We start from the raw sequence: 15496 nt of genomic DNA on the forward strand, positions 1-15496 counted from the left end.
GCGACAGACAACGATGGATCCATTTACCTCAAGCCACGCTAGCGAACTCGGTCCACGACCGCGTACAAAAAAAAGAAAGTTTTTCCCTCGGTTCTTCTTACTTCTCACACTTGTCTTTCTCGGAGTTGGGGGATATGTCGCTTATCGATACGTATTTACTCCTGAACAACAATCCATTACGACAGGTAAATCCATTACTGTAGTCCCTGTCGTCAATATGGAAAAAGCACGCGTGGAAAAATGGAATGGTGTGACGAAAAAAGTCGCTTATTTAACATTCGAGGATGGTCCATCCGCATTAACACCGGACTTACTTCGAACATTGGATCAACTTCAGACTCGTGCCACTTTCTTTTATCTCGGAACACAAATAGATGCTTTTCCGCAAGAAGTCAAAGCTGCTGCTAAAGCTGGACACTATATCGGATTACACGGGGAAACACACGATTACGATACATTGTACGAAAAAGGACAGTATGTCTCAGAGATGCAAAGTGTTCAGAAGAAAATCCATGAGTTGACGAAGCTAACACCACATTTGACACGACCACCTTATGGCTCTGATCCAGGCATCACGAAAAAAATGGCATCTGCCATTCATTCAGCAGACTTCCGAGTATGGGACTGGTCGATCGATTCAATGGACTGGTATTACAAAGATAGTGCAAAAGAAGTGGCTAATACGGTCATTCGGCGAGCAGAGCGTCCATTTGAAATCATTCTCTTGCATGAACAACCACAAGCTATCAAGGCCCTTCCGGCCATTGTTGCCGGACTTCAGAAAAAGGGCTATCAGTTCGCGATTTATGATGAAGATTTCCATATTCCGTACAACTTCGTGCAATACTCGAATTTATAAGGAGTTACTATCTAGATGAAAAAAACATTCGTAGCAGTACTGTTCCTGTCGAGCTTTGGACTTGCTGCCTGTTCCAACGATTCACCAGCCTCTCTTCATGAACAGCTAGAGCAACAAGTGAAAGGTGAAGAGAAGGCATTCACGCTAGCTGATCAACGTGCTCGTAAGGATGAAATTTCAGTTAATACGTACCAAGCCGTTCTTGATGCAGGTGCTGAAGAAATCAAACGCTCTCAAAATGAACGGGAGGAACTAGAAGCCTTAAATGACGAACGGCTTTCTTTATTGAAACAAGAAGAAACGTTACGTAAGGAAACGTACGCTGAACTTGATCTTGAAGAATTGAAGGATGCTGTAAACAAACTTGATGGTAAAGCACAAACGGAAGGAACTGCCTTAGTGGCAATCATCAAGGAACGCCAGCAGACGTTTCAAACGTTCTCTAAAACGTATCGACAAGCGATGGACGCTGAAAAGAAAGTGCTTTCACGCTTGACTAAAAAACCGGATTTCGTTAAGATTGATGAGTCAACAGCGGATTTAAATCGTTTAACACGGAAAGCTACCGCGTCATTAAAGAAGTGGAATACGCTGACCGTTCAGTACAACCAAACGAAAACCCGGCTGTATCGTTTGCTCGACACATCAACTCAATAAATCACACAGGTTGCAACCAAACCCTGTCCAAAAAACCTGGACAAGGCCCCGTTGCAACCTTTTTTGTGTGGTTTTTACTAAAAATGGAGGGAAATTATTCATGCATCGCTCAAAAGCAACCTTATTCGTTCTCATTGGCGCTATCAGTTATGGTGTCCTCTCAACGATCGTCAAACTCGCTTATGCAGCTGGATTTAACTCAGCAGCCGTTTCTGGGAGTCAATTTTTCTTCGGTTGGCTGATGATTTTCAGTCTTGCCTTATTTACGAAAAATCTTCGTCTCGATCTCAAGACAGCTGGTCTTCTCATGTTGATCGGTATCTCTAGTGGTACAACTGGTTATCTGTACTATCAAAGTCTTCAGACCGTATCGGCATCCGTTGCAATCATTCTCTTATTCCAATTCACTTGGATCGGTGTCATCATCGATGCGCTCGCATTCAGACGTTTACCATCTCGCGCGCATTTCCTGTCTGCGATTCTGTTGATTGGCGGAGCCATTCTTGCGAGTGCCGCTTACTCGAGTCCACTTGACTTCCGTGGAACATTATTCGGTCTTGGAGCGGCTGTCAGCTTCTCAATTTTCTTACTCGCTAGTGGACGCATCGCCAATCATTTACCCGTCATCAAGAAGAGTTTTTACATGATGACAGGTGGTCTTGCTTTCGTCATGACGATGTATCCACCGACGACGTTCTTGTCCTCTGCGAACTTCGAAAATGGACTTCTGTTATACGCGATTCCGCTCGGTCTGTTCGCGTTAATTTTACCACCGCTCTTATTTGCTGCGGGCGCGCCTCACCTCTCCCCAGCAAGCGTTTCTTTGCTTGGAGCAGCTGAACTACCGACAGCGGTCATCTGTTCCGTGTTAATTTTAGGTGAACATCTGACGAGCTCTCAATGGATTGGGATCGTCATCATCTTGATTGGAATCTTTTATCCGATCTATCGCTCGAGCAAAACAGCACCTGTTGCGAACGTACAGCAAAACGACCTTTCCTGAGCTCAGGAAAGGTCGTTTTTTTTACTTCTGTCGTTTCATCGCATCTGCAACGAATTCGACATCTGTGCCAATGATGATTTGAACACTAGTCGCCCCCATCTTCATGACACCTTTTGCTCCAGCCGCTTTAATCGCCGCTTCATCAATGATGCTTGGATCCTTGACTTGAAGACGTAAACGTGTCGCACAGTTGTCAATCGACGTGACATTTTCTGTTCCTTTCAATCCAGCAAAAATTTGAGCTGCTTGTTGTTCATATTTATCGTCTGAGTCCGTCAAAACGACTCCCGTGTCTGTAACGAGCGATTCATCTTCACGACCTGGTGTCTTCAAATCGAATTTTGTGATCATGAAGTAGAACAGGAAGTAGTAGACGACCGCGAACGCGAGACCAACCGGGATGATCAACAATGGTTTTTTCGCAATCCCGAAGTTCAAGGCGTAATCAATGAAACCAGCCGAGAAGGAGAAGCCATGTAAAATACCGAGTAAGTTAACGATGGCCATCGATAGACCCGTTAGTACAGCATGGATGACGTATAAAACAGGTGACAAGAACATGAACGAGAACTCGATTGGTTCCGTAATTCCTGTCAGGAAGGATGTCAGTCCAAGACCAATCATCGCTCCGGCAACGGCTTTTCGATTTTCCTTACGCGCAGCCATGACGATGGCAAAGGCTGCAGCTGGCAAGGCAAACATCATGATCGGGAAGAAGCCAGCTTGATAAATCCCCGCTGTTGGATCTCCAGCGAAGAAACGCGCAATATCCCCGTTCGCTACCGTACCATCTGCTTTTTCGTATGAACCGAAAACAAACCAAAAAATATTATTTAAAACATGGTGCAAGCCGACAGGAATCAGGAGACGGTTAAAGAATCCAAACAAAGCAGCGCCTCCTGCGCCAAGACCGACCATCCATTCACCGGCACCGTTGATACCTTGCTCGATGAACGGCCAAACATAACCAAAGATGAAAGCAAGTACGAGCATGACCGCTGAGGTAATGATTGGAACAAAACGACGGCCTCCGAAGAATGCCAACCAATCCGGTAACTTAATATTGTAGAAGCGATTGTATAGAAGACCGGCAACGATACCCGCAATGATCCCACCGAATACTGCCATATTGACGGTTGAACCGAGCGTCGCCTGGTTCGCAATCGAACTAAGCGTCGCGCCATCGACCTTGGTCGAGGAATCATTGACGATCGCCGCAATCGCATCATATTTTGCTTGAATCTGTGCACTGGAATAATCCTTGTTCATCGAGTCGACGCCATTTTTTAAGACAAGATACCCGATGGCTCCGGCAAGACCCGCTGCCCCACTCGCATCAATCGATAGACCGATTGCGACACCAATGGCAAATATCAATGGAAGGTTATCAAAAATCGCCCCTCCTGCTGCTACCATCAATGGAATATCTAGCATATCCGCCGAACCTAATCGAAGTACGATTCCGGCAGCTGGTAATACTGCGATTGGTAACATCAAAGCCTTACCAATTCGTTGTAGAAACTGCAACATCCCTTTCACCCTTTCCTAAATAAAACGATAATGACAGAACAATGTAAACGCTTTTACGTTTTTAATTATTCCATATAAATATCTAAATGACTAGACCTTCATACAAATTATTCACTATCTTTTTTATTAGTATAAAAATTCATTATAGCAAACACTAAAAACCGGACTAGAGTAATCCTCCAGTCCGGTTTTTCTATTTAATTCCCACGGTCTTAACGACGAGTTGTATCTTCAAAATTTTGTTGAACGTTTCCTACGGTTTTCTTGGCGTCACCTTTTAATTGATCTTTTTTACCTTCGCGCTCTGTCGATTTATCTCCTGTTGCTTTACCGAGTGCTTCTTTTGCTTTACCCGCTACTTTATCAACAAGACCATCTGCTTTTTTATTGAGACCACTGTCATTTGACATAACCATTACCCCCATTTAAAAATTTTTTTTGCGATAGTTGTATGTTCCCGTATGACTGAATTTCAAACATTTCCTGTATCCATACCGACACTCATCCAAACAAAAATAACAGTGAACATCTTGTTCACTGTTATTCGATTTGAATGTATTCATTTACTGGGCGACGGAAACGCCTAACACTTGTTCAATCCGTTCGAACGCCCAATCCAACTCTTCTTTTGTGATGACAAGCGGTGGTGCAAAGCGAATGACTGTCTCGTGTGTTTCTTTACAGAGTAAGCCTTTCTCTTTCAACGCTTCGCAATATGGTCGAGCTGCTTCTGTTAGTTCAACACCAATGAACAATCCACGACCACGTACTTCTTTGATCATCGGGTTGTTGATTTGTTTTAATTTCTCCATGAAGTACGTACCGAGTTCGAGTGAACGTTCCGGTAACTTTTCGTCTTCTAATACTTCAAGTGAAGCAATCGAGACGGCACAAGCGAGTGGATTGCCACCGAACGTCGAGCCGTGTGAACCTGGATTGAAGACAGAAAGGACATCTTTATTCGCAGCAACACACGAGATTGGGAATACCCCACCGCCCAGTGCTTTCCCAAGAATGTACATGTCTGGTGTTACCTCGTCCCAATCAGAAGCAAACCATTTACCGGAACGACCAAGTCCAGATTGAATCTCGTCTGATACGAGCAAAACATTCTGCGCACGACAAACTTCTTGTGCATCTTTTAGGAAGCCATCATACGGAATTAAAATTCCTGCTTCGCCTTGAATCGGCTCCAAGATGAATGCCGCTGTATTTTCAGTGATTGCCTGTTTTAGTGCCTCCAGATCGCCGTATGGAATCGTCTTGATTCCAGGAAGAAGCGGTCCAAATCCTCGTTGATATTCTGCCTCCGTCGACATGGAGACGGCTGTCATCGTTCGACCGTGAAAGTTTCCTTCACAAACGATGATTTCAGCATCACCTGGGATTTGTTTCACTTCATATGCCCAGCGTCGTGCTGCTTTCACTGCCGTCTCAACAGCTTCCGCACCTGTATTCATTGGTAATACCATGTCTTTACCCGTCAATTGTGCTACTTTTTCATAGAAAAAGCCCAGTTGATCATTGTGGAAGGCACGTGACGTCAAAGTGATTTTATCCGCCTGTCGTTTTAGAGCTTCGATGATTTTCGGATGACGATGTCCTTGGTTGACGGCTGAGTAAGCACTCAACATATCCATATAACGACGTCCTTCTGGATCCGTGACGAAGACACCTTCTGCTTCTGAAATGACGATCGGGAGTGGATGGTAGTTATGTGCTCCGAACTGTTCTGTCTGTTGAATGATTTTCTCTGTTTGATTCATCGAGATTCCCCCTTATAGCTCTTTAGATAACGCTTTCAAAATCATTATAGCAGATTTTCTTGTATAATCTTCATCTAAAAAATGTATAACCTAGAGGATTGGGATGCGTAAGAATTGAATATATTGGGAAAAGACAAGACAAGTGAACCGTCATCTCTTTTCATCATAAAGGAGCGTGCGCACGTAATGGATCGTTCGACCATCGATTCCTATGAAGTCGTCATTCAAGAGTTTCCACTACCGTCTTTCATCTTAAATATCGATTTGACTATTCGTTCCTGGAACGAGTTAGCAGAACAGCATTGGGGCTGGACACAACAGGAAATCGTCGGACAAATCGTTCCTTTACTTGACCAGGAAGATATGGCATTCAGCCATCAAATTTGGCATTCCTTTTTAGAACGCCATCAATCGGTCCAATTGCCGAATGCCTCCTTATTCCATAAGTCTGGTACTCCCATGACCTCAACGTTGCTACTGTCTCCTCTACTTGATGAAATAGGCAATGCCATTGCTGCTTTCGTTTGCTGTATTCCGTCTGCTCAACAACCGATTACAACAAAACCATTATTTCAAGGTTTGATGGATTTACGTCAGGCGTTCGATCAAATCGCCAGTGTCGCTGTATTTGACGCGCGTGGTGCAATTACGTATATAAACGCCCAACTCATGGATGTAACAGGTTACTGTCCTGAAATGCTTATTGGTCAGCCATGGTCCATAATTCTCGATCAAACTAGTGCGACTGTCTCAGAAATCCGAACACAACTCCGTGAACGCAAAGCATGGTCTGGTCATCTTAGTCTCATTTCACACACGGGTGAACGAAAACATCTCCAAGCGACATTGATTCCGATTTATGATGCAAACGGCGTTCGTTTTCAGCATCTGTTCATCGGTAACGACATTACGGAAACAACTGTGCTTGAAGAAGAACTTGATTTTTTAGTGCATCACCATGAGATGACGCATTTATTGAATAAACGTGGATTTTTACGCGAAGGGGAAGCATTGTTCCAGTCTGCTGCATCACATGAACCCATTGCACTCATTTTGTTCGATATCGATCGTTTCAAAGTCATAAACGATTCGTTTGGAACACATGTCGGGGATCAACTCCTTCAAGCAATGGCAACACGGCTTTTGGAACATACGACGGGTGTCCTTGCTTTTCATCCGACGAGTGATTTATTCGGTGTCCTATTACCTGCACCCTCGAGTAATCTACTCTTTCAATATGCTCGAAAATTACAACAAGCGTTACAACGTCCTTATTACATTAACGGTCATTCACTCATCGTTTCTTGCACATTCGGTATCACCGTCTATCCGTCTGAAGCGAAAACACTTGAAGATTTATACCGCCGCTCTGAAACTGCTCTCTATGCAGGAAAATCAATTGGTACGGGAACGATTCAGTACTTAACACACGAGATGGACACACAATTCACACGTAAAATCCAACTCGAACGTTCTCTCTTCACGGCACTCGAAGATCAGTCGCTCTACCTTGCTTATCAACCGATCATCGAGCTTCAATCTCAAGCCGTCAAAGGATTCGAAGCGTTATTACGGTGGAATCATACGGCGCTCGGAAATATTCCGCCGGATGAGTTCATCCCACTCGCCGAAGAAGCTTCTCTAATCACACCAATCAACAACTGGGTCATCATCGAAGCATGCGAACAGCTCGCGAAGTGGCAACAAACGATTGACCCTGAATTGACGATGGCGATCAATATTTCACCGCACCAATTCCAAAGTGACTCCTTTATTCGAACGTTGCAACATATCGTAACGGAGCGACTCGTTTCGCCATCTTCCGTCACGCTCGAGATGACAGAGAATATTGCTATCTTACAGACACAACGAACCGTCGAACGCATGCACCTCATTAAGTCACTCGGTTTCCGCTTATCGATTGATGATTTTGGAACCGGCTACTCTTCTTTACAGTATCTCAGTGCGTTTCCAATTGATGAATTAAAAATCGATAAAGTATTCATTGATGGACTAGCAAAGAACGATCATGCTTTGCTGGATTCTATCATTCAACTGGGTCGCAATCTAGAGTTGAACCTCGTCGCTGAGGGTGTCGAGACAGAACATGCCTTGACTTACTTGAAAACGACAGATTGCCAGTACATGCAAGGGTTCATTTTCTCTGAACCACTGTCCGTACAGGATGTCGAAAAAAGATTCTTAACCCCTTAATAAAAAAAGAAGTCACGGTGATTTTTATCCACCGTGACTTCTTTTGCATATCGTTTCTTACAATTGAATTTCTCCTACGACCATTCCGTAAACAGCCACTCCGGCTAAGACAACAAGAATCATGCTAGCAATCCACTCATAACGTGACATGCCTGTCCGTTGCTGTTCTCGTTCTGCTAACGCATATGCTAAAATGCCCGGCGCATAAACTAACGCCGCAATGACGATATACCAAACGCCCGACGCATAGACGAGCCAAATAGAGTACGCGGATGCGATGACCGAGAAGAGTAACATTTTCCGATTCCGCTCTTCCCGTGAAGTCCGGATGCTGTACAAGGCTGATAACAGATATGGTAAGAGCGCACAAATCCCGGCAATACTTGATAGAACGAGATACGTCTGTGCAGAGAATAGCGCAATCCCAGCAACAATTTGTGTGGCGATCTGTGTAATCAGCAGCGCTCCAACTGGCGCCCCTTTTCGATTCGTCTTAGCGAATGCTTTCGGGAACGCACCATCTTTCGCAACCAAATATGAAATCTCTGATGCTAAAATTGTCCATCCAAGAAGCGCTCCGGATAGTGAGATGATTAAACCAATCATGATGATCGTCGCGCCGACTGGTCCGATTGCTGCCTCTAGTACATACGCCATCGTCGGTTCCTTTAATCCAGCCAGTTTTTCTTGACTAAGGACGCCAAGTGATAAGACCGAAATCAAGATATAGATGACCAAAACACCAACGAGTCCCGTTACGGTCGCTTTTCCGACATCACTTCGATTTTTAGCACGACTCGATAAAACGACTGCCCCTTCAATTCCAACGAACGCCCAAAGCGTGACGAGCATCGTTCCCTTGACTTGATCGAAGATTGAACCGAGTTCTGTCCCATCTCCCCAGATGTCTAAATTGAACGTTTTGATATTAAAGGCGATCCCAACCAATAGAATGAAAATCAAGATTGGAACAAGCTTTGCAATCGTTGTAATCAGATTGACGAGGGTCGCTTCCTTAATCCCACTTGAGACGAGCCAGAATAATCCCCAAATGACGACCATACTCATCAAGAGAAGGAATATCCGATTCTCTACCGCGAAAATCGGGAAGAAATAACTAATCGCATTGAAGACGAGCGTGATGTTCGCAACCGTTCCAATCCATGCAGATACCCAGTATCCCCAAGCACTGTTGAAACCGACGAAACGTCCGAACCCTTCACGTGCATAAGCATAAATACCACCTTCAAGTTCGGGTTTACTGTTTGCAAGGTGCTGGAAGACGAGCGCGAGCATGATCATTCCAATTCCTGTAATACTCCATCCGATGAGAATAGGTCCTGCACTTGCACTCTGAGCCATTGCACCGGGAAGGTTAAAGGCACCTCCACCGACCATCGAACCGATGACCATTGCTGCGAGAGCAAAGAAGCCGATTTTTTGCTGATTCATGATGAGACACTTCCTTTTTCCGTATATCTATTACATCTTACGTATATTCATTCGAAAGACACAAAAGTCATTATAACAAATCACCTTTTAAAGTAAAGAAAGGATTTGAGACGAATGAACTGGATTCATGTATTTCAGCTCGAGGACCTCTTTAAACTCCTAATGGCTGCTGCCCTTGGAATTTTCATTGGATTCGAGCGTGAAATAAAAAATAAACCGGTCGGTATACGCACTAGCCTCGTAATTACCCTCATCAGCTGTCTTTTAACCATCGTATCCATCAAATCCGTTTCACTCTATCACGATATGGCGACGAATGTTCAAATGGATCCGATGCGCCTTGTCGCACAAATCATTGCCGGTATCGGCTTCATTGGTGCTGGTGTCATTTTGCGTCGCCCTCACGATATCGTCAGTGGATTAACGACGGCCGCCATTATATGGAGTTCAAGTGGAATTGGAATTGCTGTCGGTGCAGGATTTATATGGGAATCGGTTTTTCTTGTTTTATTTTTGTTCTTCTTATTAGAGGGATTGACTCGAGGAATGCGCCGTATTAATAACAGTCGATTCGAAGCGAACGTCCTTGTCGCACACTTGCTCCTTCCTGCTAATCTGGACCCATCTGAAATCATCTTCGCTCTTGAACGAAAAGGTGTTTATATTACGAATATGCGCATGCGGGGAGATCCGGTTCGGTTGACATTACGAATGTATTCTCCTCATAAACTGACCATATTCCTACTTTATGACTATTTAAAATCACTCGGAATTAAGGATATAGACCTTGATCAGTGAGAATTATCTGAAAATTTATGTTGCATTTTTAATCACTTTCACTTAAATTAACAATATGTTCACATTTTTCTGAAATATTTAACTCTAACTCTCGGGGGGTCATCGTTCCATGAATAAAACATCGAAAATTGCGTTTGCTGGACTATCTAGCATCGCACTACTTGCTGTCGCTGCATGCGGGCAAGGAAATGATGAAAACACAAGCGGATCTGATTCAAAAAACAAGAAAAAAGAAGTCACGCTCGTTTCGACGACAGATGTACCTCAGCTTGATCCGACGAAAACGACGGACTCGACTTCCATCATTGTTACGAACAACGTCTTTGAAGGACTTTATCGACTCGATGGTGATAACAAGCCGACACCTGGAATCGCAGAAAGTGTCGAAGTGTCAAAAGATAAAAAGACATATACGTTCAAATTGCGTAAAGATGCGAAGTGGTCGGATGGATCAGCCGTCACAGCAGATGATTTCATCTATGCTTGGAAACGTGCACTTGATCCAAAGACAGCAGCAGAATACGCGTACATTTTGCAGGACTTGAAAAATGCCAATAAAATTATGGCAGGCAAAGCTGAACTCGATGAACTCGGTGTCAAGAAAATCGATGATCAGACACTTGAAGTGCAACTCGAAGCTCCAGCACCTTACTTCCTTGGTTTGACGAGTTTTCCGACTTACTTACCATTAAAGCAATCATTCGTTGAAGATAAAGGCGATAAGTTCGCGACAAGTGTGGACACTATGGTCTTCAACGGACCTTTTGTCCTCGATAAGTGGCAAGCGAACGCGGGTTGGACATATAAGAAAAACCCGGATTATTGGGATAAAGCAAACGTCAAGATGGATCAGATTAACGTTAAAGTCGTTAAGGAAATCTCGACTGGCGTCAACCTCTTTGAAGCAAAAGAAGTCGACTTCGCACCGATTACATCTGAATTCGTCTCACAATATGAAAAATCAGAGGATTACAAGACACGTCCAGATGCTCGGATCAACTTCCTCCGCTTTAACCAAAAGAATAAAGCATTGAAAAACAAGAACATTCGAAAAGCGCTCGCACTTGGTTTTGAGAAACAAGGGATTACGGACGTCATCCTAAACGATGGATCAAAACCAGCAAACTTCATCGTTGCGAAAGACTTCACGTTCACACCCGATGGTGAAGATTTCCGAGTGAAATATCCGGATCTTCAAAGCTATGATGCTGATGCAGCGAAAAAAGCTTGGGATGCTGGTTTAAAAGAACTTGGTGTCAAAACAGTCGAACTCAGCATGCTCTCACGAGATGAAGATGCATTCAAGAAAGTTTCTGAATACTTAAAAGGTGATCTAGAGAAACATCTTCCTGGTTTGACGATCAATATCAAACAACAACCGTTCAAGAACTTCCTCGACCTCGAATCGAAGGGCGATTATGATATCTCTGCAGCTGGATGGGGACCTGACTATCAGGATCCAATGACGTTCCTCGATATGTGGTTGACAGGCGGAAGCTTCAACCGGATGGAATACTCGAACAAAAAATTCGATGATCTCATCAAAGGGGCAAAACAACAAGCAGATGAAGCGAAACGCTGGTCTGATATGCAAGAAGCTGAAAAAATCTTGCTAACCGATGACTACGCGATCGCGCCAATCTATCAAAAAGGTGAAGCGTACTTGCAACGAACAAATATTGATAAATTATACCGTCACCCATTCGGTGCCGATATGAGCTTTAAATGGATGGAAATCAAGTAAACGAGGACCTGACACACACATCGAATTCTTTAATCAACAAGTAGTGGACCTCGTCCGCTACTTGTTTTTGATTTCCTGAAGATATCTCTAAAAACAACAAAGACCCCTTCTGACGGAGCCATCGGGGGTCTTTACTGTGCGATTTGTTTATAAAAAGCGATTTCTTCATCTTGTCCTTCTTCCACTGCTCGGAAGAATTCAGCAAAATAGGCGTACAAAACGGTGCGTTCTTCATACGTCGGTCTGGCTTGACGAATAACGGAGAATGCAAGGTTTCGCAATTGACGTTTCGTTCGCCGATGTGTCGGAAGTGCATAAAATTGACGCGTGAATGAACGATAGACGTCCGCAATCAAGACTTCATGTCCTTCAAAATATGATTTATCCATAAATATAGTCCCCTTTCCACTTTAGTGATCCTATTCTTTTCTACGACTTTTTTAAATAAAGAGTTTCAAAGAAAGTGAGATTTCTCACAAATGATATAGACCTTACTATAACAAGCTTTCCAAAATGATTCAACATCCAAACTATTAAGTTTCATTAAGAATATTTAGAGCTTTTGTAAAGTATCTTTCTTTGATTTTAGATCATCTATTTCTAATAAAAAACGGTCTGAGTCCCGGAAAGAGACTCAGACTCGCGATGGACTTTAGTTTGCTTGTACTGAAATATGCTGGAAGTGTTTCACATCGAATAACCCACTGTCGGTCAACTTCAATTCCGGAATGACCGGTAAGCAAAGGAACGACATCGTCAAATAAGGATTAAAGGACCGATCCGCTTCTAATACATCAAGTGCATCGTTTAATGCTTCGAGTGTGTCCCCGACTTCTTGGAAAGGACGATTCGTCATCAGCCCAGCGATTTCAAGCGGTAACTCTGCAAGCACGTCTTGCCCATTAACAGCAATGACACCCCCACCCGCTTGAACAAGACGTTCTGCAGCAAGTCGCATCTCTTCGTCTGATGCCCCAACGATGACGAGATTATGTGAATCATGGGCAACGGTCGCAGCAATCGCTCCACGCTTCATCTTAAATCCTTTGACGATCCCAACTGCTGAGAACGATGTCCCGTGATGACGCTCAATGACAGCAATTTTTAAGAGATCCTCCTCTGGCACAGGAACGAAATGTCCTTCTTGAAGCGGAACGTCAAGAATCAAGTGCTCGGTGACGATGCTTTTCGGAATGACTCCGATGACATGCGCACGTGGTGATTCGAGTGGAAGGGCGAATACTTCTGGTGTGATCGGTTTTGTATTCAAGGTTCCACGTAATGACTCCGGCACATGAGCACGGCGAACGGGTCGAATCGTTTTCCCTGCTCGTGCGACACAATTCCCTTGAATATAAACCTCATCTATCACGACGTTATCGGCATCTGATAATAAGACGAAGTCCGCCCGGCGTCCTGGTACGATGGCTCCCCGATCGTCTAGACGATACGCGTTTGTCGCGTGCAACGATGCCATCGCATACGCTGTTTCGCGTTTAATCCCATGACGAATCGCATAGCGAATATTATAATCAATCGTACCTTCGCGTAATGTATCGTCCAAATGTTTATCATCCGTACAGAAGAGGAACCTGCTGGCATTACTCTCTGTCACGGCATCGAGTACTTCCTTCAAGTTACGGGCTGCTGACCCTTCCCGTATTTCGACATACAGACCACGACGTGCTCGTGCAATTGCATCTTCCTTACTGATGGATTCATGATCCGTCCGAATTCCAGCTACACCATAAATATTGATTTCGCGTGGTCCGAGTCCTGCAGCATGTCCATCGACAAGTTTCCCTGCGTCTTCAATCTGTTTGATTTTTTGTAACATGTCGCGATCGGCTCGTTCGACAGCCGGATAATCCATGACTTCCCCTAAACCATGGACACCCGGATGATTGACGAATGGCGCAAGTGCCGCAGCATCAAGTGATGCTCCCGCGTGTTCAAACGAAGTCGCCGGAACACAGCTCGGTAACATCATGCGCACGTCAAGGGCGAGACCTTCTGCATCGTCTAGCATGAAGGACAAACCTTCTGCGCCTTTGACGTTCGCAATCTCATGTGGATCCGCGATGATCGTCGTGACGCCTAGTGGTAAAATCGCCTGCTCATACTCACTTGGTGGTACCATCGATGATTCAATATGAACATGGGCATCAACAAAACTTGGAGCGATGAACAGACTCGTTCCCGGACGATTCTCGACTCCTTCATATCCCTCTCCGACAGCAGCGATATAACCTGAATCAATCGCTACATCTGCTGTATACGTCTCACGTGTCATGACATCGATGACTGAAATGTTCTGAAAGACGACAGCTGCTTTCTCTTTTTTTGCAGCAATCGCAATCAATCGTTCACGTACTGTTTGTTCCATCCTGTCTCCTCCTGGTGTAAGCGTATTTTCACTATCTTACAATTAGTTTGGAAGCTGTTGCAATTTATTTTTTGTAACGTCAAGATGAAAGAGTATGGATTTAATGCCTGAGGGGGAAAAACGCATGAAATATCGTGTCGGTTCACTTATTCCAAACATCGATCCATCCGTTTATTTAGCGGATGGATCAAAGGTCATCGGAGAGGTCACGATCGGAAAAGACTCATCCGTCTGGTTCAATACGGTCATCCGGGGAGATGAAGGACCGATCCAAATCGGAGAACGCGTCAACATTCAAGATGGTTCGATGATTCATCAGTATGAAGGGTTTCCGACTATCATTGAAGATGAAGTCACGATTGGTCATATGGCAATGATTCATGGAAGTATCATTCGAAAAGGAGCGTTGATCGGGATGTCGGCGACGATCCTTGATGAAGCTGAAATTGGAGAAGGTGCATTCGTTGCTGCGGGAAGTCTTGTGCCGCCAAAAATGAAGGTGCCTGCCGGTGCGATGGTCATGGGTGTTCCTGCAAAAATCGTCCGGGATATCAGTGACCATGATCGATTCATCATGGAACGAACAGTCCGAAAATACGTGAAACGAGGGCAGCAGTATACTGACAGTTGTGAAGCCATTACAGAGGATTTGACAAGTTTGTGAGAACGTTTACAAAGTTCACGGGTTCTTAACACCTCCCCTCTTCCGTCTTTACAATTCTTTCGTACACTAGAGGTGCAAGAGATGAATCAAGACACAGAGAGGGGATTTTATATGATTCCAGTATATGAAGAACGTATTATGTCTGATTTATTTTCATCTACGAGTAACCCAAGCTATGGTTTGCCGACGTTACCTGAATTCGAAACAGATTGGTTGACAGTCGAGGTTCAAGTACGTATCGTTAAAGATGCCGAGCACCGCCTTGGAACATTAAACCGAGAGGAAGAACGTGTATGATTCAGCAACGCACTGTTCGCGCTTGGCTCGCTAGTCGCATCAAAAAATAATTTAATCACTTGATTACGTATTTTCCAAAACGATATAGCGCGTCAGCGCGCATACAAAAAGAGCCGAAGCGGATTC

The 15496-nt window shown here is 44.3% G+C and carries 14 protein-coding genes; 8 read left to right on the forward strand and 6 right to left on the reverse strand.

The features are described 5' to 3' along the window. The first annotated feature begins 13 nt into the window (after nt 1-13). The 3 genes from Q9R23_RS10920 (at nt 14) to Q9R23_RS10930 (ending at nt 2519) form a co-directional block, all read left to right on the forward strand. Nucleotides 14-859 (forward strand): polysaccharide deacetylase family protein, encoded by an 846-nt coding sequence (locus Q9R23_RS10920; RefSeq protein ID WP_214856405.1) that lies wholly within the window; start codon nt 14-16, stop codon nt 857-859. A gap of 15 nt (nt 860-874) precedes the next feature. Beyond that, complete coding sequence (locus tag Q9R23_RS10925; protein WP_311247028.1) at nt 875-1516, forward strand: YkyA family protein; 642 nt, start codon at nt 875-877, stop codon at nt 1514-1516. A 100-nt stretch (nt 1517-1616) separates the two neighbouring features. Beyond that, nucleotides 1617-2519 (forward strand): EamA family transporter, encoded by a 903-nt coding sequence (locus Q9R23_RS10930; protein ID WP_290784135.1) that lies wholly within the window; start codon nt 1617-1619, stop codon nt 2517-2519. Between the two features lie 21 nt (nt 2520-2540). On the opposite strand, the gene nagE is transcribed toward Q9R23_RS10930, so the two are convergent. The 3 genes from nagE to Q9R23_RS10945 all read right to left on the reverse strand — a co-directional run bounded on the left by nagE (nt 2541) and on the right by Q9R23_RS10945 (nt 5815). After that, nucleotides 2541-4049, reverse strand: a complete 1509-nt coding sequence (gene nagE / locus Q9R23_RS10935) for an N-acetylglucosamine-specific PTS transporter subunit IIBC (protein ID WP_214856402.1) — start codon at nt 4047-4049, stop codon at nt 2541-2543. Between the two features lie 212 nt (nt 4050-4261). Then, nucleotides 4262-4459, reverse strand: coding sequence for a CsbD family protein (locus Q9R23_RS10940; RefSeq protein ID WP_035412412.1), 198 nt, complete (start codon nt 4457-4459; stop codon nt 4262-4264). 153 nt (nt 4460-4612) lie between these two features. Beyond that, nucleotides 4613-5815 (reverse strand): ornithine--oxo-acid transaminase, encoded by a 1203-nt coding sequence (locus tag Q9R23_RS10945; protein ID WP_023467138.1) that lies wholly within the window; start codon nt 5813-5815, stop codon nt 4613-4615. 186 nt (nt 5816-6001) lie between these two features. Here Q9R23_RS10945 and Q9R23_RS10950 point away from each other — a divergent pair, with 186 nt between their 5' ends. After that, nucleotides 6002-8029 (forward strand): EAL domain-containing protein, encoded by a 2028-nt coding sequence (locus Q9R23_RS10950; protein WP_311247029.1) that lies wholly within the window; start codon nt 6002-6004, stop codon nt 8027-8029. A gap of 57 nt (nt 8030-8086) precedes the next feature. Here Q9R23_RS10950 and Q9R23_RS10955 read toward each other — a convergent pair whose 3' ends face one another. Next, a complete protein-coding gene (locus Q9R23_RS10955) occupies nt 8087-9484 on the reverse strand; it encodes a basic amino acid/polyamine antiporter (protein ID WP_311247032.1) in 1398 nt (465 codons plus the stop codon). Between the two features lie 111 nt (nt 9485-9595). Between Q9R23_RS10955 and Q9R23_RS10960 the strand changes: the two genes are divergently transcribed. Both Q9R23_RS10960 and Q9R23_RS10965 read left to right on the forward strand, forming a co-directional pair. Then, nucleotides 9596-10279: an MgtC/SapB family protein gene (locus tag Q9R23_RS10960; protein WP_214856400.1), complete on the forward strand. Its 684-nt coding sequence runs from the start codon at nt 9596-9598 to the stop codon at nt 10277-10279. A gap of 109 nt (nt 10280-10388) precedes the next feature. Next, on the forward strand, nt 10389-12023 hold the full coding sequence (locus Q9R23_RS10965) for a peptide ABC transporter substrate-binding protein (RefSeq protein ID WP_056063473.1): 1635 nt from the start codon (nt 10389-10391) through the stop codon (nt 12021-12023). Between the two features lie 131 nt (nt 12024-12154). Here the strand turns inward: Q9R23_RS10965 and Q9R23_RS10970 are convergent, their stop codons facing one another. Together Q9R23_RS10970 and ade are read right to left on the reverse strand one after the other, a co-directional pair. Continuing rightward, nucleotides 12155-12412 (reverse strand): hypothetical protein, encoded by a 258-nt coding sequence (locus tag Q9R23_RS10970; protein WP_035412398.1) that lies wholly within the window; start codon nt 12410-12412, stop codon nt 12155-12157. 263 nt (nt 12413-12675) lie between these two features. Beyond that, nucleotides 12676-14409: an adenine deaminase gene (gene ade, locus Q9R23_RS10975; protein WP_214856399.1), complete on the reverse strand. Its 1734-nt coding sequence runs from the start codon at nt 14407-14409 to the stop codon at nt 12676-12678. Nucleotides 14410-14533: 124 nt separating this feature from the next. Between ade and Q9R23_RS10980 the strand changes: the two genes are divergently transcribed. Continuing rightward, a complete protein-coding gene (locus tag Q9R23_RS10980) occupies nt 14534-15073 on the forward strand; it encodes a gamma carbonic anhydrase family protein (RefSeq protein WP_311247030.1) in 540 nt (179 codons plus the stop codon). 111 nt (nt 15074-15184) lie between these two features. Then, complete coding sequence (locus tag Q9R23_RS10985) at nt 15185-15370, forward strand: hypothetical protein (protein WP_214856397.1); 186 nt, start codon at nt 15185-15187, stop codon at nt 15368-15370. Nucleotides 15371-15496 lie beyond the last annotated feature (126 nt).

The sequence above is a fragment of the Exiguobacterium sp. BRG2 genome, assembly GCF_031844245.1.
In the GTDB taxonomy this organism is placed as follows: domain Bacteria; phylum Bacillota; class Bacilli; order Exiguobacteriales; family Exiguobacteriaceae; genus Exiguobacterium_A.